Below are 20,211 nucleotides of genomic sequence, written 5' to 3' on the forward strand. Positions count from 1 at the left end.
TCGCTGTTGCCGCGTCACATCCTCGCCGCTATCCCCGCTCCCATGAAGCTCATCATCGGCAACAAGGCCTATTCCTCCTGGTCGCTGCGCGGCTGGCTCGCGTGCAAGCAGTCGGGGCTTTCCTTCGAGGAAGTCGTGGTGCCGCTCTACGATGAGAATTGGGACAAGACGCGAGAGGGCGCCGAGTTCGCGCCGTCCTCGGGCAAAGTGCCGATCCTGTGGGACGAAGACGCGGTCGTTTGGGACAGCCTCGCTATCGTGGAGTATCTCAACGACAAGACCGGCAACACGCTGTTCTGGCCGGAGGAACTCGCCGCGCGCGCCATGGCGCGTTCGATGGCGGCAGAGATGCACTCCAGCTTCACCGCGCTTCGCCGCAAGCACAGCATGAACATCCGCCAGGTCTACCCGGCCCAGACGCCGGACGGCGACGTGATCCAGGACCTTGCCCGGATCATGGAGCTATGGGCCCAGGCGCGCGCCCGCTTCGGCGGCGATGGCGAGTTCCTGTTCGGCGAATTCGGCGCGGCCGACATCATGTTCGCCCCCGTGGTCACCCGTCTGGTGACCTACTCGCTGCCCGCCCCCCGCTTCGCCCAGGCCTACATGCTTTCGGTGCTCCAGCATCCCTTCATGCAGGACTGGATCGCCGGCGCGCAGGCCGAGGATTGGGTGATCGAGCAGTACGAACTGCCCACCGCCTGAGGGAGTTCAGCGCAGCCGCTGTGTCGTATAGGGCGTGCCGTCCTTGTGGAAGTAGCCCTCTGGCGTGAAGCGCATGTCGATGTCGGGGTAATCGCCCGACCCGCGTACGCCTGCGCTGATGGCCACGAACACGCAGTCCACGTCGCTTCGGTTCTGGAGGTGATGGCCGTTCTTCTCCCCCTTGGGGAACGCCGCGAGGTCACCAGCGCGCAGCACCGTCTCGCCGTCCTCCTCGACCAGCACCGCCTCGCCCGCGAGCATCACCACCAGCTCGTCTTCATCCTGGTGCCAGTGCCGCTGCGACGACCAGGCACCGGGTTTCAGCACCACATGGCTCGCGCCCATTTCGGTCAGCCCACTCGGGGGCGCCAGGCGGCGGTACCAGCGCCCCTGCACCGGCGCGTCGAACGGCGCGGGATAACCGGTCGCATTGGTTTGCGGGATTGTATCGAGATCGAGCTTGGGCAATGCCACCTCCCTTGAAGATGGAGCCTAGCTTGCACGACGTCGTCGAACTCACCAAAGCACTGATCGCTGCCGAGAGCATCACCCCCGCACGCGGCGCCGTGTTCGACGTGCTGGAGGCCGCACTGGTGCCGCTAGGCTTCCAAGTAGAGCGTTTCGTAGAGGGTGAAGCACCCGATGGGCCGGTCGAGAACCTGCTCGCAACTAGAGGGGGGATCGGCCCCCATCTAGCATTTGCCGGCCATCTGGACGTGGTCCCGCCCGGCGAGGGCTGGACCGCCGGCGCGTTCACACCGGAGATCCGCGGCGACCTGCTTTACGGCCGCGGCGCGGTAGACATGAAGGGTGCGATCGCCGCCTTCGCCGCCGCCGCCGCGCGCGTGCCGGAAGCTACCACCAGTCTCCTCATCACCGGCGACGAAGAAGGTCCAGCGACGTACGGAACCCCGCGTTTGATGGAGCGCATGGCGGAACGCGGCGTGAAGCCGGACCTGTGCCTGGTGGGAGAGCCCACCTCTGCGCAGCGCCTCGGCGACACGATCAAGATCGGCCGGCGCGGCTCGGTGGTAATCTCCATCGACGTTCCCGGGCGGCAGGGGCATGTCGCCTACCCACATCTGGCCGACAACCCGATCCCCCGCTTCCTGCGCGCGCTCGCCGCCGTCGATGCCATCGCACTCGATGCCGGCAACGACTGGTTCCAGGCATCCAATCTCGAGATCATCGACGTGCATACCGGCAATACCGCAAGCAACGTCATTCCGGGCAAGGCGAGCGCGCGCGTAAGCATCCGCTTCAACGACCTCCAGCAGGGGCCCGAGCTGATCGAGCGGGTGCGGGCGGCGGTCCATGGACATGCCCCGGAGGCGATCGTTGAAGGCCGGGTGTTCGGCGACGCCTTTCTCACCCACCCCGGTGCGCTCTCCACGCTGGTCGCAGACGCGATCGAAGCACGCCTCGGCATCCGCCCCGAACTCTCCACCAGCGGCGGCACCTCCGACGCACGCTTCCTGGTGAAGCTGTGCCCGGTGGTGGAGTTCGGGCTGCTCAACGCGACAATGCACAAGCTGGATGAGGCGGTGGCGGTGGCGGATTTGCACGCACTTGCCGATGTTTATGCAGGGGTGTTGGAGCGGGTTTCGAGGTAGAGGCAGCCGTCATCCCGGCCTTGAACCGGGATCCCGCTTCTTCTTGCGGTCGAAAAAGCGGGACCCCGGCTCAAGGCCGGGGTGACGAAGAAGAAGAGCGGCACGCGAGAAGCAGTTCCCCAACGAAGGCCGGGGCCCAGTTGCGATGGTTTGACGAATGCAGACTACCATCGCAGCTTCGTTGCGGCTGGGCCCCGGCCTTCGCCGGGGAACTGGTCAGGGCGCGGCTTCCACACCCCTTGGCCGGCGCAGGACGATGTAGAGGGCCCCTGCCCCGCCATGCCGCGGATGCGCGCCGCGCACTGCTGCGATGCGGTCGGCGTGACGCGAGGAAGCCAGCCAGTCGCCCACCGCTGCGCGAATGGCCCCGCGGGCGTGGGGGCGCTCGGACTCGGGCCGCGGCGGCTTGCCGGTGACGAGCAACAGCACGCGGTCGCCGCGGCGGATTGCGTGATCCAGGCCGCGGTCGAGGCGGTCATAGGCGGAGGCGAGGCTGTGGCCGTGGAGGTCTATCGAGGATTCGGGCGCCACCAGCCCGCGCGAGAGCCTGCGGTCCCAGGACGCGTCTAGGGTGTTGGGGCGAGGCTGCTTTGCCGACGGCAGAAGCGGCGCTGGCGGTGGTGCGGACGGAGCCCTCAGCGCGACAGCCGGCTTTACCATCAGAGCAATTGGCTTGGCGGGCTCCACGCGGGCAGCAGTCGGTCGCAACGGCTTCACCGAAGCCGCCACCTGCGCCCAAAGCTCCACATCACCCCCCTCCCTGCTGGCAGGGAGGGGAGCATCAGGTCGGCCATCCCCCCAGGATGGCCTGAACAGCGCGGGGCGCTGTTCACCTGATGCTGGGTGGGTGCGCGCGTCTGCGCGCCCAGAAGACTTTCCGCGCTGGGGTGCACCCCTAGCAGCCGGTTTGCTCGTGGAAGCCGAGCTGCTCGCCTTACGGCTCGCACCCACCCCCAACCCCTCCCTTTCAGGGAGGGGAGTTCTTGGCTTGGGCCTGCCTGCATTCATCGGCGCCACCGAAGCGATCACCCGCTCCCACAACGCCGCCTCTTCCGGCGAAAGCCGTCGTCGGCTCACTGCCCCGTTGCGCTTCCCTGCAACCGCCCCAGCACGCCGCGCGGCAGCAGCAGCCACGCCGTGCCGCGCGCCGACATGCCGCCGGCGATGGCGCGCGCGTCGTCGCCCGCGCCCCAGAAGGTGTCGAAGCGGTTAGCGCCCTTGATCGCGCCGCCGGTGTCCTGCGCTACCCACAATCCCGTGGCATCGGTGCGATCCATCGACAGGAAGGCCGGCGCGCCCAGCGGCACGAACTTAGGGTCCGCCGCCACGCTGGTCCATCCTGTCACCGGCAGGCCAAGCGCGCCGAGCGGCCCTGCCCCGGTCAGTTCCTGGAAGAACACGAAGCTCTTGTTCTCGCGCATGATCGCGCGGCCCTCTTCGGGGTTTGCGCGCAGATACGCCATGATTCCCTGCATCGAGGTCTGGCCGGGGCCGAGCAGCCCGCGGTCCTTCATCAGCTTGCCGATGCCAGTGTAATCGCGCCCGTTCTGCCCGGCATAGCCGATCCGCATCACCCCGCCATCGGGCAGCCGCAGCCGCCCGGAACCCTGCACCTGCAGGAAGAAGATCTCGACCGGATCCGCGGCCCAGGCGATCACCTCGGCGCTACGCTCAAGGGCGCCCTGCTCGATCTGGGTACGATCGTAATAGGGTACGAATTTCTGCCCATCGACACGCCCGCGCACCCGCCTGCCCTTCAGGCTGTCGCTGAACAGGCCGAGATCGGCTTCGATCAGGTCGCGCGGCACGCCATAGATCGGCACCTCATAGCCCGGCCGGCGCTCACGCGACCCGCGGATCTCAGGCTCGTAATAGCCGGTGGCATAGGCGGCGCCGTCGCCGACCTGCACGGCTTCGAAATGGCGAATGAAGAAGTCGCGCGCGTCGCGCGAAGGCCAGTTCTGCACTGCCTGGCATGCCGGCGCCCAATCGGTGCCGCGCGTCAGGCCGCTGCCGTCGGTGCGCCGCTGGAGCGACCCGCAGCTCAGGCGGAAGGCGGCAAGCGCGCGCTCGGCGCTTTCCTGCGTGATCGGCAGGCTCTCGACCGGCGGGCCGGCGACCAGTCCGGCAGCAGCCGCGGTGGCCGCGCCCGAAACGGGACGCGCCGGCATGGCCGGCAGCGGCGTCGCGCCGATTGGCTGACGCGCGGGGAGGTGCACCGGTGTTTCGGGAAATTCCCCTCCGCGCACCGGTCGCTCGCGGGGAGGCGGCGACGACACAGGCCGGGTTCCGGCTTCGGGCGGCACCAGGCCGCCGGAGCACGCGCTCAACAACACCGCAAGCGCGGTCGCCCCCAGAACCCGCATTCTTCTACCCCTTTTAGGCTTCGTCGGTTTCGACCAGCTTCCAATTGGGATCGTCACTGCGCAGCTTGCGCGCAAAGGTCCACACATCGTGCGTTTCGACGGCGTCGGTCATCGAACCGGCAACCACATTGCCGTCGGTGTCGCGCGTCACTGCCGCGATATCGGCGTCGAAGCGCACGGTGATCCGTGCCAGCTTACCCTCGACCGTCGCGTCGACGATCGACGCGCGCTCCACCGCGACCAGACGGTTGTCGAGCACATGGCCGGCTTGCGTACGCGCGGCGATCGCCTCGGCAAAGCCTGCACGCACATCATCCTCGGCCAGCCAGGCCAGCGTTTCCTCGTCGCCCTTCCAGAAAGCTTCCAGCACCATGCGATAGGCCGACTTGGCACCGTCCAGGAACTGGGCAACGTCGAACGTCGGATCGGCCGCGATCACGCTGCGCAGCCCGGCCTCGGCGCGCGCATCGACGGCGCGGTTGGCGACTTCGCGAACCTCCGGCTTCATGTCGATGGTGCGCTGCATCGGCGCTGGCGCGATGCGCTCCTCCGCCGGCTTAGGCAGCGGCTGCTCATGCCCGGTGCGCTTGCCCAGCACCGAATAAAGCCGCAGGGCCAGGAAGCCGGCGATCATCGCAAACAGAATGACGTAGAACACTGAGCCTCCGAGCCTTCAAGCCCTGTACATAGGGCCGGACGCCGCGGGTTTCAAATAGCCGCTGGCGTCGTGATTGAACTGCCGCAACGCCCCTGCTAGGCGCGCTCGCACTTCCAACGCGTAGAACGCGTGAAACTATCCGGAAAAAGAGGAATCTTCGATGGCCGAGAACGAGACCGGCGCCGAGTTCGGCGAGACCCAGACCAACGGCGCCGACAATGCGCCTGCCGCGCACGTGCTGTCGCAGTATGTGAAGGATTTCTCGTTCGAGAACCCGAACGCACCGGGCGTCTACCAGTCGCAGACCGCGCCGGCGATCGACGTGCAGTTCAACATCGGTTCGGGCCAGGTCGGCGACGACGTGTACGAAGTCGTGCTCAAGATCGACGTGCGCGCCCAGGCTGAGACCCAGGTCGCGTTCGTGGTCGACCTTTCCTATGCCGGCCTGTTCGCGCTCCGCAACATCCCGGCCGACCAGCTCGACGCCTTCCTGCTCGGCGAAGCGCCGCGCCTCCTCTTCCCCTTCGCCCGCCGCGTGCTGGCCGATGCCGTGCGCGACGGCGGCTTCCCGCCGCTGATGCTCGAGCCGATCGATTTCGGCGGCATCTACCTTCAGCAGCGCGCCCAGCAGGACGCGCTGGCTTCGACCCCGCAGGCCGGCAACGCCTGACGCCTAAGCGGAGGGTAAGACGGTGACCTTCTCAGATCCTCCCCGAGCTACGCTCGGGGAGGGGGACCGCCGCGAAGCGGTGGTGGAGGGGCTGCCGGCAAAGCCGGCGGACGGCGTCCGACCCTCCCCCAACCTGCGACTGGCCCTCTTCCCCGAACCCGTTCGGGCAGGATCTTGCGCATGAAGCTCGCGCGCACGCTCGGCTCGATCGGCGGACTGACCCTCGCCAGCCGCGTCCTCGCGCTGGTCCGTGATTCGCTTCAGGCGCGCTATGTCGGCGCGAACTTCGCCTCCGACGCGTTTCTCGTCGCCTTCCGCCTGCCCAACATGTTCCGCGCCTTCTTCGCCGAGGGGGCGTTCGCGTCGGCGTTCATCCCGATGTTCAACCGCAAGCTGGGCGAACATGGCGAGCGCGGTCCCGCCTTCGACTTTGCCGAGCGCACGCTGGCGGTGCTGTTCACGTTTCTGGCGGTGATGACAGGCGTGCTGCTGCTCGCCGCTTGGCCGATGACGGCGTTGCTTTCGGGTGGCTTTGCCAAGCAGAATCCAACGCTCGACCAGTTCGCCTATGCCGTGCAGCTCAGCCGGATCACCATTCCGTACCTGATGCTGATCTGCCTGGCCTCTTTGCTGGGCGGCATTCTCAATTCGCTCGACAAGTTCTGGGTCAACGCCGCCGCGCCGATCCTGCTCAACATCGCCATGGTCACCGCGCTGTTCGTCTTCCACGGCACGCCCGAGGAGACCGCGCGCGCCCAGGCGATCGCCGTGCCGCTCGGCGGCGTGCTCCAGCTGGTCTGGCTGGCGGTTGCCTGCCGCGCCTCGGGCGTGTCGCTGCGCCCCCGCCGCCCCCGCCTAGACCCTGAGGTAAAGCGCCTGCTCAAGCTAATCCTGCCCGCCGCGCTCGGCGCCGGTGCGGTGCAGTTGAACCTCGTGATCTCCACTGCGCTGTCGGGCTATCTGCTCGGCGAAGGCTCGATCTCGTACATCTATTATGCCGACCGGCTGAACCAGCTGCCGCTCGGCATGATCGGCATTGGCCTTGGCACCATTCTGCTCCCCACCATTTCGCGCCTGCTCGGTAAGGGCGAGGACGCGCAGGCGATGGAGACGCAGAATCGCGGCATGGAACTGGCGCTGTTCCTGACGCTCCCCGCCATGGTCGCGCTGATCGTCTCGGCGCAGCCGATCGTGCGCGGGCTGTTCCAATACGGCCACTTCACCGCCGCCGACACCTATGCCTGCGCGCTCGCGCTCGCCGGCTTCTCGATCGGCCTGCCCTCCTATGTGCTGGTGAAGGTGCTCACCCCCGGCTTCTACGCCCGGCAGGACACGCGCACCCCGGTGCGCTTCGCAACCATATCGGTCGCGGTCAACATCGCCGCCAACCTCGCGCTGATCCCCTTGATCGGCCATGTCGGCCCGCCGCTCGCCACTGCGCTGTCTTCCACGGTGAACGTGTTGCTGCTGTATCGCATGCTGGCCAAGCGCGGGCATTTCGTGGTCGATGCGCAGCTGAAGCGCCGCCTCCCCCGCCTCGCGATCGCCGCGATGCTGATGGGCCTGGCCCTGTTCGCCTCCAACCGTCTGCTCGACCCTTGGCTGACCGGTCCCATGGTCCAGCGCTACATCGCGCTGATCATCCTCGTTGGCGCCGGCTGCGCGATCTATGGCGCTGCCTGTTTCTTAACCGGCGCCTTCCGCCTATCGGACCTCAAGGCGCTAATGCGGCGCCGCCGTACCTCGTAATCTCAAGGACCCATGATGCGCGTCATTTCCGGCATCCAGACCACTGGCAATCTTCACCTCGGCAACTATCTCGGGGCGATCAAGCAGTGGGTGGCGATGCAGGACGCGGCCGAGAAGGACGGCGGCGACTGCCTGTTCTTCCTCGCCGATCTGCATGCGCTGACCGGCAATATCAGCCCGCAGGATCTCGCCAACGCGACCATCGAGATGGCCGCAACCTTGCTCGCCGCCGGCATCGATGACCGCTCGGTGCTGTTCAACCAGGCCCGCGTGCCTGCGCATTCGGAACTGTGCTGGATCCTTCAGGGCACCGCCCGCATGGGCTGGCTCAACCGCATGACCCAATGGAAGGACAAGGCCGGCAAGAACCGCGACAGCGCCAGCGTCGGCCTGTTCACCTACCCCGTGCTCCAGGCTGCCGACATCCTCGTTTACCAGGCGACGCACGTGCCGGTGGGCGAGGACCAGAAGCAGCATCTCGAGCTCACCCGCGACGTCGCCGCCAAGTTCAACACCGACTTCGGCGTCGAGCTGTTCCCGCTGCCCGAGCCGCTGATCTCCAAGGCCGCGCCGCGCATCATGTCCCTGCGCGATGGCACGGCCAAGATGTCCAAGTCCGATCCCTCGGACATGAGCCGCATCAACCTGATCGACGATGACGACACCATCGCCCAGAAATTCCGCAAGGCGCGCACCGACGCCGAGCCGCTGCCCGATAGCTTCGATGCACTGGCCGAGCGCGCCGAGGCCAAGAACCTCGTCACCATCTATGCCGCCCTGTCCGACCGCACGCCGCAATCGGTGGTGGAGGAGTTCGCCGGCCTGGGCTTCGGCGCCTTCAAGCCCGCGCTTGCCGACCTGGCGGTCTCCGTGCTCTCCCCGATTCGCCAGCGGTTGACGGCATTGCTCGACGACCGCGCCGAAGTGGGCGCCCAGCTCGCCAAGGGTGCCGATCGCGCGAATGCACTCGCCGCTCCGACGCTCAAGGCTGCCAAGGAAGCGGTCGGTCTGCAAATCTGATCGACGAAGCTCGGCGTGACGTGGCACGATGCCGAGCTCCACTATCTCGCCCTGTAAGCATCCGGCCGTATTTTCCCGGAATTTCAATCGGATGGCGGCGGCTGAATATGCCGCCATGCGGAACCTTGCCCCCCTGCTCCTCCTCGCCCTCGTCCCAGCCTGCAGCGGAGGGGGAGGCTCCGACGGAGGCGGCTCGGTGGTCACACCGACGCCGACTCCCACTCCGGGACCGATCGGCGGCCCGATCACGGTTCCGACGCCCACCCCGACTCCGCCCCCCACCAGCAACGAGCCCGCGACCGGGTCCGACTTCCTCACCTCGGTCGCGCAGCTCTACACCGTCCAGCCCAACATCGCCGCCTGCCAACCGGGCCAGCTCAAGCCCGAAGTCGGCGCTCGCGTGCTCGCCACGCTGAACGACATCCGCGCCCGCCACGGCCTGCCGCCGGTCAGCTATGCCAGCGCCGAGGAAGCCGCCGAGATGCAGTCCTCGCTGATGATGGCCGCCAATGGCCAGCTCAGCCACACGCCGCCCGCCAGCTGGCTCTGCTATACCAACCTGGGCGCCACTGCCGCTGGCAACAGCAACATCTATCTCGGCTATGGCGGCGGCCTGCGCTATTCGCAGGATGCCGATATCATGATCGGCTGGCTGACCGACGTCGACAACCTGATCGCCAACAATATCGGCCATCGCCGCTGGCTGCTCTACCCGTTCCTGTCGAGCGTCGCCTATGGCCGAGTCGCCGGTCCCTATGTCACCAACGCCCGGGCTGATGGCGCGTCGATCAAGGTGATCAACAGCACGCAGAACACCGCCGGGCCCCTGCCCGATTTCGTCGCCTACCCGTATCAGGACTATCCCGCGCGCTATTACGCAAACGGCGCGCTGCTGTCGTTCGAGGTGATCGCCGACAAGAACCGCAACTTCGGCAGCAATGCCCAGGTCAGCTATGCCAATGCGACCGTGTCGGTGCAGCAGCGCGACGGCGGCACGCTGGCGGTGTCCAACATCGCTTATGACAATGACGGCTACGGCCTGCCCAACAACCTCCAGTGGAATGTCGCAGGATTGGCGCCGAACGTCACCTATGACGTGACGATCGGGAATGTCAGCGTGGCGGGCACGCCTCGGAATTACAGCTATTATTTTCGGCTGACGCCTTAGGCGGCAAACACCCAGTTAGGTTTACCCAATCCGTCATCCCGTCCTTGAGCCGGGATCTCGCTTCTTCTTCTGCCAGTGAAGACAGCGGGACCCCGGCTCAAGGCCAAGGTGACGAAGAAGCAGGTAGAGGCCCTTTACCCCTCCAGCGTCCGCATCAGCGAGCGCACCGCGCCGTCGATCTCGACATCCTTGCCACGCAAATCCTCGATGCGACGCACCGCATGGATCACGGTGGAGTGATCGCGACCGCCGAACTTCCGCCCGATCTCGGGCAACGAGCGCGTGGTCAGCCGCTTGGCCAGGTACATCGCGATCTGGCGCGGGCGGGCGATCGCCACGGCGCGCCGCTCGGAAATCAGGTCCAGCTGCTTCAGGTCGAAATGCGTCGACACCGCGCGCTGGATCTCGTCGATCGTCACCCGGCGCTGCGCCGAACGCAGCACTTCGCCCAGCGTGTTCACGGCGAAGTCGACCGTGATCGTCTCATTCGACAGGTTGGCATAGGCCACCAGCCGGTTCAGCGCGCCTTCCAGTTCGCGAACGTTGGCAGTGATCCGCGCCGCCAGCAGGTCGACGACCTCGGCCGGCATGTCGACTGCGGGCATATCCTCCAGCTTGCGTGCGACGATCGCGCGGCGCAGCTCCAGCTCCGCCGGGCGAATGTCCGCCACCAGCCCCGAGCCCAGACGCCCGGCGAGCCGCGGTTCGAAGCCTTCCAGCGCCTGGGGCGCGCGGTCGGCCGCGATCACCAGCCGCTTGCCGGCCGACATGAACTCATTGACCGTGTGGAAGAACTCTTCCTGCGTCGCGTCCTTGCCGCCGATGAACTGAAGATCGTCGATCATCAGCAGGTCGACCGAACGCAGCCGCGTCTTGAACGCGTGCGTGTCGCGGCTGCGCAGCGCCTGAACGAACTCGAACATGAACCGCTCGCCGGTCACGTAGATCGCCGTCGCACCCGGATTGGCATCCAGGAAGGTCTGGCCGATCGCGTGCATCAGGTGCGTCTTGCCCTGCCCAGTGCCGGCATGGAGGTAGAGTGGGCTGAACTGCGGCACGCCCGGCAGCGCCATCGCCTTGGCGGCGTTGAAGGCGACTCGGTTGGTGCTGTCCACGACGAAACGCTCGAAGCTGAAGCGCGGGTCGAACGCCGGGCGCTCGGCCGATGCCGGCGGCGGCACCATCGTCGGCGCCTCCGGCGCCACGCTCAGCACGCGCTGCGGCTCGTCGGTCAGCGTCTCCAGCGTGACGCTGGTCACTTCAGGCAGCACCGCGCGGAATTCGAGCAGCAGCCGCTCGGAATAATGGTTCTTCACCCACTGGGTCATGAACGACGACGGCAGGCCCAGACGCACCGCGTTCTGCGTCGAACCGTCGACCAGCACCACGGGCTTGAGCCACTGGTCGAACAGGCGCTGGCCCGCCGAACGACGCAGATTGCCCCGGACATGCGTCCAGGCCTTCGCCACTGCGTCCGTTTCGGTCCGGTCCAAAGTCTGCACCTGAGTCACGCCGACGCACCTCTCCATCGCGAAAAGCCACTGCTTTCCGCGCGCTAATCCATCAAAACCATGTTGCCCCTGCCAGCCGGACTTTGCCCCCAGGCTGGCTCTCGAGCACGCACACCCGGCTAACGAACGCTGCCGGTAGTCTGTTTTAGGAACGGGTTCGTGAGTCGAGCAAGAGCCGCCCCCGCAAAGAATCTGAAATAGTTTTGTTGACTCGGCCTAGGCCGCGGAAATGCGTGGGTGCGCCGATTTTCATCAACAATGTCAGCACTTTAACCAGCTATTGCAGGCAAACCGATGCCCGAATCGTTGGTTTTCCGAGACTTACCTGAGTTGGCTCAGATGGGCGCTCCAGCGCGCCGAAAGCGCACGCGAAAAACCCCGCCGGACCAGGTCCGACGGGGTCATCGTTACGGATATGTGACGATTAAGCGAGCGCGGTCAGGCGCTTGGTCAGCCGTGCGAACTTGCGCGAAGCGGTGTTCTTGTGAAGCACGCCCTTGGCGACGCCGCGCTGCAGCTCCGGCTGCGCTGCGGCGAGCGCGGCGGTGGCCGCTGCCTTGTCGCCCGTGTCCAGGGCCGACTCGACCTTCTTGATGAAGGTCCGGATGCGGCTCACGCGCACACCGTTGATTTCCGCACGGCGGTCGTTCCGCCGGATACGCTTCTTCGCCTGCGGCGTATTCGCCATGCCGTCTAGTTCCTAGCTCGAATTGAAAGGGCGCCAGAACGTCGCGTCCAGCCCCGGAAAGGCGAGCCCCTTACCGCCCCACGCGATTCGGGTCAACAAATCTCTTGCTGCTCCGCCCGCCCCCTCCCCCTCTCCCGCAGGCGGGAGAGGGCCGGGGTGAGGGTTCAGCGCCGCCAACCATCAATCGAAGCCCGTTCAGCCATTCACGTGCGGATCACTTCTGGCACCGCGGACACCAGAACGTCGACCGCCCCCCATCCACCCGCCGCTCCACCAGCCCGCCACAGGAACAAGGCTCCCCCTCGCGCCCGTACACCCGCCACTGCTTGGCAAAATACCCCAGCTCGCCGCTAGGGCGCGCATAGTCCCGCAGCGTCGACCCGCCCGCCGCGATCGCCGCCTCCAGCACCTCGCGCACCGCCTCGACCAGCTTGGCCAGCCGGGCTCGCGTGATCGTCCCCGCCGCGCGTGTCGGGGCAATGCCGGCAAGGAACAGCGCCTCGCACACATAGATATTGCCCAGCCCCGCCACCACGCGCTGGTCGAGCAGCAGCGCCTTTACCGGCGCGACTCGGTCCTTGAACTTCGCCAGCAGGTGCGCGGCAGTGAAATCCGGCCCCAGCGGCTCGGGTCCCAGCGCCGCGAAGGCCGGCCAGGCGTCCAGCCCCGCGCTCGGCACCAGGTCCAGCGACCCGAACCGCCGCGCATCGTTGAGCGCCAGCCGGTGCTTGGCCGTCTCCAGGATGAAATGGTCGTGCTTGCCCAGTTCCTCCGGATCGATTCGCCACCGCCCCGACATGCCCAGATGAAAAATCAGCGTGTCGCCCCGGTCGGTGTCGATCAGTCCATATTTGGCCCGCCGACCCAGCCCGGTGACCCGCGCGCCGGTCAGATGCTGCCCCAGTCCTTCGGGAAAGGGACGCCGCAGGTCACCGCGCCGCAGCGTCACGCGCTCGAGCACTTGTCCCTCCAGCACCGGGCGCAGGCCCCGAACCGTGGTCTCGACTTCGGGCAATTCAGGCATGCCGACCCCCTAGCCCCATAGCCGCTCGCCCGCTAGAGCACCCCTCATGTCCGACACCGTCTCCTTCGGCTACGAAGACGTCGCCCCTGAGGAAAAGACTCGCCGCGTCGGCGCGGTCTTCTCCAATGTCGCCTCCAAATATGACCTGATGAACGACGCCATGTCGGGCGGTCTCCACCGGGTGTGGAAGGACCTGTTCGTCCGCCGGGTGAAACCGCGTGCAGGGGAACAGATCCTCGACATGGCTGGCGGCACTGGCGACATCGCCTTCCGCATGGCCAAGTCCGGCGCGTCGATCACCGTCGCCGACATCAACCCGCAGATGCTCGAAGTGGGCATTGCGCGCGCCGCAGAGCGCGGCATCGACGGGCTGGTGTGGAGCGAGGCCAATGCCGAGACGCTGCAATGGCCCGACAAGTTCTTCGACGCCTACACGATCGCTTTCGGCATCCGGAACGTCACCGACATCCCCAAGGCGTTGCGGGAAGCCCACCGCGTGCTCAAGCGCGGCGGACGCTTCTATGTTCTCGAATTCTCGACCACCCAGTGGCCGGGCTTCGGCGAAGTCTATGACGCCTATTCGCACCATCTGGTGCCCAAGCTCGGTAAGCTGCTCGCCAACGATGCCGACAGCTATCGCTACCTGGTCGAATCGATCCGCCGCTTCCCCAAGATGCCCGAGTTCGAAGCGATGATCCGCGACGCCGGCTTCAGCCAGACCAAGGTCGAGCCGCTGCTCGGCGGGCTTGTGGCGATCCACAGCGGCTGGAAGATCTGAACATAGTGACCGCACCCGCCGTCCATCTCTGGCGTCTCCTCAAATGGGGCCGCATCCTCGCGCGTCACGGCGCACTGCGCGGGATCGAGCGCGATCCCAACACGCCGCGTCCGGTTCGCCGCATCGCCCGGCTTGCGCGTCTGGGTGCACGCGTGCCCGCGGTGCCCCGCTATGCCGACGCCTTCCAGGCGATCGGCCCCGCTGCGATCAAGCTCGGCCAGACGCTCGCCACCCGCCCGGATCTGGTCGGTGACGAGGCCGCGCACGATCTGCTCCGCCTTCAGGACGCGCTCCCGCCGCTCCCCTTCCCGATCATTCGCGAGCGGATCGAGTCGAGCTTCGGCCGCCCGCTCGAAACGCTGTTCGCGCAGATAGACGAAGTGCCCGTCGGCGCCGCGTCGATCGCCCAGGTCCACCGCGCCGTCACGCCCGAGGGGCGCCAGGTCGCGGTCAAGGTGCTCCGTCCCGGCGTCGAAGCCGACTTCACCCGCGCGATCGACACCTATGAATGGGCCGCCGCCCAGGTCGAGGGCATGGGCGGCGAGGCCGCGCGCCTGCGCCCGCGCCTGATCATCGCCCATTTCAAGCGCTGGACCGCGCGCGAACTCGATCTGCGCCGCGAAGCCGCCTCCGCGTCCGAACTTGCCGAGGGCATGACCGCCGAGCCGGACTTCACCGTCCCCGCGATCGACTGGCAGCGCACCACCGGCAAGGTGCTGACGCTCGAATGGATCGACGGCATCAAGCTCAGCAACCGGGACGCGCTGATCGCCGCCGGCCACGACACCACCGCGCTCGCCGGCAAGCTGATCCGCGCCTTCCTGCGCCAGGCGATCGCCGAAGGCTTCTTCCACGCCGACATGCATCAGGGAAACCTGTTCGCGCTTGCCGATGGCCGCATCGCCGCGATCGATTTCGGCATCATGGGCCGGATCGACCGCCGCGCGCGGGTGTGGCTCGCCGAGATCCTCTACGGCCTGATCACCGGCAATTATAAGCGCGTCGCCGAGATCCATTTTGAGGCGGGCTATGTCCCGGCGCACCACAATGTCGCCGAGTTCGCCACGGCCCTGCGCGCCGTCGGCGAGCCGATGCGCGGGCTGCCGGTTAAGGACATGAGCGTCGGCGCGATGCTCGACGGGCTGTTCAACATCACCCGCGACTTCGACATGCAGACCCAGCCGCACCTGCTGCTGCTGCAAAAGACCATGGTCATGGTCGAGGGCGTGGCGCGCAGCCTCGATCCCGAGATCAACCTGTGGGAAACCTCCGCCCCGTTCGTGCGCGAATGGATCCGCACCGAGCTCGGCCCCGAGGCCGCGATCGCCGACCGGCTGATCACCGATCTGCGCACTTTTGCGCGCCTGCCCGAGTTGATCCGCAACATCGAGCTGCGCTACCCCACGCCCGGCGGCGCGCCCCCTGCGCTGCCCCTGCGCGAGATCGAAGTCGTCCGCGTCGGCGGCGGCTGGCGCTATGGCGTGGTGGCAGCGGCGGCGGCTGCGGCGGGGATCGCCGGGACCCTGCTGGTCACCCTCGCCTGACACAGCACCGGGGAACCGGCGCCGCCCGCCTGCGTCGAGCATATATGGTACCATCGCCATGATGCACCGCTTTCGCCGCGCCGGGCTGCCGCTGCTGATCCTGGTGATCGGCGCGCTGGCCTCCTTGCTGTTCGCGGTCCAGATCGACCGGACCGAGGACGCCCGCGCCCGCGCCCGCTTCGAAAGCGTCGTCGCCGCCACGCTTCAGGACGTGGAGGCCAAGGCCGCGACTCAGATCACGCTGCTGCGCGGCCTTGCCGGCTTCTTCAACGCCAGCTCCAGCATCGATCGCGCCGCCTTCCGCGCCTATGTCACGCGGCTGCGGCTGGGACAGAATTATCCCGGCGTCCTGGGCCTGGGCTATAGCGAGGCCGCCGCCGGTCCCGCCGACATCGCCCGCATCGAAGCGCGCGGCCGCGCCGAACAGGGTTCGGACTTCCGCCTCTGGCCCAGCGATGGCCGCGCCATCGGCTCGGCGATCCTGTATCTCGAGCCGCTCAACCGCCGGAACCAGGCTGCGCTCGGCTTCGACATGACGTCGGACCCCACGCGCCACGCCGCCATGCTCCGCGCGCGCGCCAGCGGCGACACCACCATGAGCGGCAAGGTTCAGTTGGTCCAGGAGATCAACAGCGAGAAGCAGTCCGGCTTCCTGCTCTACACCCCGCTTTACCGTGATCCCCTGACGCGCTCCGGCTTCTATGGCTGGGTCTACAGCCCCCTGCGCGCCCGCGACCTGTTCTCCTCGACCTTCCGCCAGGGCGCGACCCAGGACGTGAGCATCGCAGTCTATGACGGCGCGCCCACTACCGCCAACCTGCTCTACCAGAGCCAGCCCAGCACCGAGACCGATACCCTGCGGGCGACCCGCACGATCAACCCGGCCGGGCGCGTGATCACCGTCGCCGTCACGGCCACCGCCGATTTCGCCAGCCGCTCCTTTTTCCTCTCGCCCCTCTATGCCGGCCTGGGCGGGCTGGTCGTCACCTTGCTCGTCGCCGCGCTCGCCTGGCAGCAGGCACGCGCCGCCGGCCGCATCGAACGCGAAGTCCGCGAACGCACCGCCGAACTCGCCCGCGCCAACCAGCAGCTGCGCGACGAAGCCGCCGCCCGCGAACATGCCGAAACCCAGCTGCGCCACATGCAGCGGATCGAATCGCTCGGCCGCATGACCGGCGGCATCGCGCATGACTTCAACAACATGCTGGCCGTCATCATCGGTAGCCTGGATCTCGCCCGCCGCCGCATCGCCGATCAGGCGACCGTCGCGCGGCTGATCGAACAGGCCTCCAGCGGCGCCTCGCGCGCTGCCGAGCTGACGCAGCGCCTGCTCGCCTTTTCACGTCAGCAATCGCTGGTGCCGCGTGTGCTCGACCCCAACCGCCTGGTCCAGGACATGACCGACCTCCTCGCCCGCACGCTGGGCGAGACCGTCAACCTGCGCACCGACCTCGCGCCCGAGCCGCTGCGTCTCCATGCCGACGCCGCTCAGCTCGAAAGCGCGATCGTGAACCTGGCAGTCAACGCCCGCGACGCCATGCCAAAGGGCGGCACGCTGACCATCAGCACCGCGCAATGCGTGACGCCGCCGGACCACCTCGCCCTTTCGCCCGCACCAAAAGGCTGGGTGCGCATCTGCGTCGCCGACACCGGCTCGGGCATGAGCCCGGAGGTCCTGGAACGCGCCTTCGATCCCTTCTTCACCACCAAGGGCGTTGGCCGCGGCACCGGCCTGGGGCTCAGCCAGGTGCTCGGCTATGCGCGCCAGTCGGGCGGCGACGTGACGATCGACACGCAGCAGGGCCAGGGCACGACCATCTGCATCTTCCTGCCCGCTTATGCCGGCAGCGAAGCGCTCGCCGAAGCCGCCGCCCGCGGCGACACCCCCACCGGCCGTCCCGAGGACATCCTGCTGGTGGTGGAGGACGACGATCAGGTCCGCATCATGACGGTGCAGCTGTTGCGCGACCTGGGCTACACCGCGCTCCACGCCACCGGCGGCGCCGACGCGCTCGACATGCTGGAGCGCCATCCCGGCGTGAAGCTGTTGTTCAGCGACGTGGTCATGCCCGACATGGACGGTCCCACGCTCGCCGCCGAGGTCCGCCGCCGCTGGCCCGAAATCGGCGTGCTGTTCACCACCGGCTATGCCCCCGAACACCTGTTCGAAGGCGAAGCGCCGGGCGACATCGCCCTGCTGCGCAAGCCGTTCACCGAAGCCGAACTGGCCCAGGCGATCCACCAGGCGCTGCACCACTAAAGCCGACACCCCCTTGCCAATCCGCGCCTGTCCCCCGAAAAAGCGCGGCATGACCGATCCAGTGCATCAGGAAGCGCTTGCGCTTGCGGACGATCAGACCGTCGAACAGATCCTCCAGGAGGTTTGCCGGCTGACCGGCATGGGCTTCGCCGCCGTCGCGCGCGTCACCGAAGATCGCTGGATCGCCTGCCAGGTGCTCGACAAGATCGAATTCGGCCTGCGCCCCGGCGACGAGCTGGAGGTGGCGACCACCATCTGCGACGACATCCGCAAGACGACCACCATGGTGGTCATCAACGATGCCGGCGAAGACGAGCAATGGCGCACCCACCACACGCCCAAGCTCTATGGCTTCAAAAGCTATGTCTCGGTGCCGATCATGCTCCCGGACGGCAGCTTTTTCGGAACCTTGTGCGCCATCGACCCCCACCGCCGCGAACTACGCGGCAGCGCGGCCGTGCTGATGATGCAGGAATTCGCAACCCGCATCGCCCAGATCATCGCCCAGGAACGCAGCGCCGTCAGCCGCACTGGCTAACGCCTCGTCCGGGCCTTGAGCCGGGGTAAAGGCAATGTGGTGCAACCTCTGCCCCCGACCAGTTCCCCGGCGAAGGCCGGGGCCCAGCCTCGGCGTCCCCAGAAACGGCACCCCGCCCCCTCGGCACCACCGCAACTGGGCCCCGGCCTCCGCCGGGGAACTAGGTAGGCCTATCCGGCGCGCAGCATCCCCTCTGACCTGAGTAACAACCGCCCCCCTCCTTCGTCACCCCGGCCTTGAGCCGGGGTCCCGCTGCCTTGCCCCACAGAAGAAGAAGCGGGATCCCGGCTCAAGGCCGGGATGACGGACGTTCCGTGATACTTGTCCCCCACCAGTTCCCCGGCGAAGGCCGGGGCCCAGCCTCGGCGTCCCCAGAAACGGCATCCCGCCCCCTCGGCACCACCGCAACTGGGCCCCGACCTCCACCGGGGAACCTACCCCACCCCGAAACCTCACCCCACTTCCAAACCGCCACTTTTCCTCGTTACGTGCGTTCAACGACCCACATTGCCAGGTAAAGGGGGCACTTTGATCATGACCGTTCGCCGCGAACGCGTGGAAAATGGCGGCTTCATTCTCACACTGGCGCTGCTCACCATCGGCCTGACGCTGGTGACGTGGAGCTTCCTCGGCGCCCTGCTCTGGGCGGCGCTGGCTGCCTTGCTGTTCCAGCCGATCTTTCACCGCCTGCTCGAGCGCGCGCCCGATCACCGCAACCGGGCGGCGGCGCTGACGCTGCTGATCATCACTGTCTCCGTGGTCATCCCGGCGGCGATCATCGCCAGCCTGGTGGTTGATCAGGCCGCCGGCGTGTACACCCAGATTCGCACCGGCCAGATCAACTTCGCAGTCTATTTCCAGCAGGTTCATGATGCGCTGCCCGACCGGCTTCAGCACATGGTCGATGGTTTCGGCTTTGGCAGCTTCGAGCGAGCCCAGACCCGCATCTCCCAGGCACTCAGCGCCAGCGCCAGCACGTTGGCCGGACGCGCGGTATCGATCGGCGCAAACGCCGCTGCGTTCCTGCTGACGTTCGGCGTCGGGCTGTACGTCACCTACTTCTTGCTGCGCGACGGTGACCGGATCGGCCCGGCAGTGGTCCGCGCCCTGCCGCTGCGCGCCGACATCGCCAGCCGCTTGGCCGCCAAGTTCGAATCGGTCGTGCGTGCCACCATCAAGGGGTCGGGCGTCGTCGCGCTCGTCCAGGGCGCGCTCGGCGCCATCACCTTCTGGGTGGTCGGTCTTCCTGCCGCCCTGCTCTGGGGCATGCTGATGGTCCTCGCCGCGCTGCTGCCCGCCGTCGGCCCGGCGATCATCTGGGGACCCGTCGCCATCTACCTGCTCGCCACCGGCGCGATCTGGGAAGGCGTGCTGGTGATCGTCTCGGGCGTGGTCGTCATCGGCCTGGCCGACAACATCCTGCGCCCCCGGCTCGTCGGCCGCGACACCGGCATCCCCGACTGGCTGGTGCTGGTGACCACGCTGGGCGGCATCAACCTGCTGGGCCTGAGCGGCATCGTCGTCGGCCCCGTCGCCGCCGCCCTGTTCATCGCCGCCTGGGAGATCCTGACCGAGGAACGCACCGCCGCAACCACAGAGACCATCTCCACCTGACCAGCGCTCCCTCCACCAATTTCACCAACCAGTTCCCCGGCGAAGGCCGGGGCCCAGCTTCGGCATCCCCCGAAACGGCATTCCGCCATCTCGGCACCACGGCAACTAGGCCCCGGCCTCCGCCGGGGAACTAGGAGCCCGTCCGTCGGCTCCCCCCCTTTCACGTCACCCCGGCCTTGAGCCGGGGTCCCGCTGCCTTGCCCCCCAGAAGAAGAAGCGGCATCCCGGCTCAAGACCGGGATGACGAAGGGGGCATCACTTCCCTAGCATCCAACCACACCCCCACTCTCGACACCCGTTCGGCA

18 protein-coding genes are annotated in these 20,211 nt (G+C 67.4%); 11 read left to right on the forward strand and 7 right to left on the reverse strand.

The genetic code is table 11. From position 1 onward, the window contains the following. Window positions 1-42 precede the first annotated feature (42 nt). The gene (locus tag LQ953_RS00380) at window positions 43-705 is read left to right on the forward strand and encodes a glutathione S-transferase family protein (protein ID WP_231028483.1); all 663 of its coding nucleotides are present in this window, start codon (window positions 43-45) and stop codon (window positions 703-705) included. Between the two features lie 6 nt (window positions 706-711). Here LQ953_RS00380 and LQ953_RS00385 read toward each other — a convergent pair whose 3' ends face one another. Continuing rightward, a complete protein-coding gene (locus LQ953_RS00385) occupies window positions 712-1,173 on the reverse strand; it encodes a cupin domain-containing protein (RefSeq protein ID WP_231028484.1) in 462 nt (153 codons plus the stop codon). Here LQ953_RS00385 and dapE point away from each other — a divergent pair. Beyond that, entirely contained in the window at window positions 1,173-2,318 is a 1,146-nt protein-coding gene (gene dapE, locus LQ953_RS00390) for a succinyl-diaminopimelate desuccinylase (RefSeq protein ID WP_443026523.1), read from the forward strand. The genes LQ953_RS00385 and dapE overlap by 1 nt on opposite strands. Window positions 2,319-2,534: 216 nt before the next feature. On the opposite strand, the gene LQ953_RS00395 is transcribed toward dapE, so the two are convergent. From LQ953_RS00395 to LQ953_RS00405, 3 genes are all read right to left on the reverse strand, one after another. Next, window positions 2,535-3,065: a Smr/MutS family protein gene (locus LQ953_RS00395; RefSeq protein ID WP_231028485.1), complete on the reverse strand. Its 531-nt coding sequence runs from the start codon at window positions 3,063-3,065 to the stop codon at window positions 2,535-2,537. 326 nt (window positions 3,066-3,391) lie between these two features. After that, complete coding sequence (gene mltA / locus LQ953_RS00400; protein ID WP_231028486.1) at window positions 3,392-4,684, reverse strand: murein transglycosylase A; 1,293 nt, start codon at window positions 4,682-4,684, stop codon at window positions 3,392-3,394. A 13-nt stretch (window positions 4,685-4,697) separates the two neighbouring features. Then, the gene (locus tag LQ953_RS00405) at window positions 4,698-5,318 is read right to left on the reverse strand and encodes a Tim44/TimA family putative adaptor protein (protein ID WP_269141233.1); all 621 of its coding nucleotides are present in this window, start codon (window positions 5,316-5,318) and stop codon (window positions 4,698-4,700) included. 184 nt (window positions 5,319-5,502) lie between these two features. Between LQ953_RS00405 and secB the strand changes: the two genes are divergently transcribed. The 4 genes from secB to LQ953_RS00425 all read left to right on the forward strand — a co-directional run bounded on the left by secB (window position 5,503) and on the right by LQ953_RS00425 (window position 9,949). Then, a complete protein-coding gene (gene secB, locus LQ953_RS00410; protein ID WP_231028488.1) occupies window positions 5,503-6,012 on the forward strand; it encodes a protein-export chaperone SecB in 510 nt (169 codons plus the stop codon). A 180-nt stretch (window positions 6,013-6,192) separates the two neighbouring features. Continuing rightward, window positions 6,193-7,761, forward strand: a complete 1,569-nt coding sequence (murJ, locus tag LQ953_RS00415) for a murein biosynthesis integral membrane protein MurJ (RefSeq protein WP_231028489.1) — start codon at window positions 6,193-6,195, stop codon at window positions 7,759-7,761. A gap of 15 nt (window positions 7,762-7,776) precedes the next feature. After that, window positions 7,777-8,781, forward strand: a complete 1,005-nt coding sequence (gene trpS, locus LQ953_RS00420; RefSeq protein ID WP_231028490.1) for a tryptophan--tRNA ligase — start codon at window positions 7,777-7,779, stop codon at window positions 8,779-8,781. Window positions 8,782-8,977: 196 nt separating this feature from the next. Further along, complete coding sequence (locus LQ953_RS00425) at window positions 8,978-9,949, forward strand: CAP domain-containing protein (RefSeq protein ID WP_231028491.1); 972 nt, start codon at window positions 8,978-8,980, stop codon at window positions 9,947-9,949. Window positions 9,950-10,083: 134 nt separating this feature from the next. Here the strand turns inward: LQ953_RS00425 and dnaA are convergent, their stop codons facing one another. The 3 genes from dnaA to mutM all read right to left on the reverse strand — a co-directional run bounded on the left by dnaA (window position 10,084) and on the right by mutM (window position 13,172). Then, complete coding sequence (gene dnaA, locus LQ953_RS00430) at window positions 10,084-11,460, reverse strand: chromosomal replication initiator protein DnaA (protein WP_231028492.1); 1,377 nt, start codon at window positions 11,458-11,460, stop codon at window positions 10,084-10,086. Window positions 11,461-11,884: 424 nt separating this feature from the next. After that, window positions 11,885-12,148: a 30S ribosomal protein S20 gene (rpsT, locus tag LQ953_RS00435; protein WP_184086493.1), complete on the reverse strand. Its 264-nt coding sequence runs from the start codon at window positions 12,146-12,148 to the stop codon at window positions 11,885-11,887. A gap of 214 nt (window positions 12,149-12,362) precedes the next feature. Then, window positions 12,363-13,172 carry a bifunctional DNA-formamidopyrimidine glycosylase/DNA-(apurinic or apyrimidinic site) lyase gene (gene mutM / locus LQ953_RS00440; RefSeq protein WP_231028493.1) on the reverse strand — a complete coding sequence of 270 codons (810 nt, stop codon included), beginning with the start codon at window positions 13,170-13,172 and terminating at the stop codon, window positions 12,363-12,365. A gap of 46 nt (window positions 13,173-13,218) precedes the next feature. Here mutM and LQ953_RS00445 point away from each other — a divergent pair, with 46 nt between their 5' ends. From LQ953_RS00445 to LQ953_RS00470, 5 genes are all read left to right on the forward strand, one after another. Next, window positions 13,219-13,950 (forward strand): class I SAM-dependent methyltransferase, encoded by a 732-nt coding sequence (locus tag LQ953_RS00445; RefSeq protein ID WP_231028494.1) that lies wholly within the window; start codon window positions 13,219-13,221, stop codon window positions 13,948-13,950. 5 nt (window positions 13,951-13,955) lie between these two features. Beyond that, window positions 13,956-15,494 carry a 2-polyprenylphenol 6-hydroxylase gene (ubiB, locus tag LQ953_RS00450; RefSeq protein WP_231028495.1) on the forward strand — a complete coding sequence of 513 codons (1,539 nt, stop codon included), beginning with the start codon at window positions 13,956-13,958 and terminating at the stop codon, window positions 15,492-15,494. A 58-nt stretch (window positions 15,495-15,552) separates the two neighbouring features. Further along, a complete protein-coding gene (locus LQ953_RS16140) occupies window positions 15,553-17,754 on the forward strand; it encodes a CHASE domain-containing protein (protein ID WP_269141212.1) in 2,202 nt (733 codons plus the stop codon). 49 nt (window positions 17,755-17,803) lie between these two features. Continuing rightward, window positions 17,804-18,292: a GAF domain-containing protein gene (locus LQ953_RS00465; RefSeq protein WP_231028496.1), complete on the forward strand. Its 489-nt coding sequence runs from the start codon at window positions 17,804-17,806 to the stop codon at window positions 18,290-18,292. 534 nt (window positions 18,293-18,826) lie between these two features. Next, on the forward strand, window positions 18,827-19,906 hold the full coding sequence (locus LQ953_RS00470) for an AI-2E family transporter (protein WP_231028497.1): 1,080 nt from the start codon (window positions 18,827-18,829) through the stop codon (window positions 19,904-19,906). Window positions 19,907-20,211: the final 305 nt, after the last annotated feature.

The organism is Sphingomonas sp. IC-56, from assembly GCF_021043375.1.
In the GTDB taxonomy this organism is placed as follows: domain Bacteria; phylum Pseudomonadota; class Alphaproteobacteria; order Sphingomonadales; family Sphingomonadaceae; genus Sphingomonas.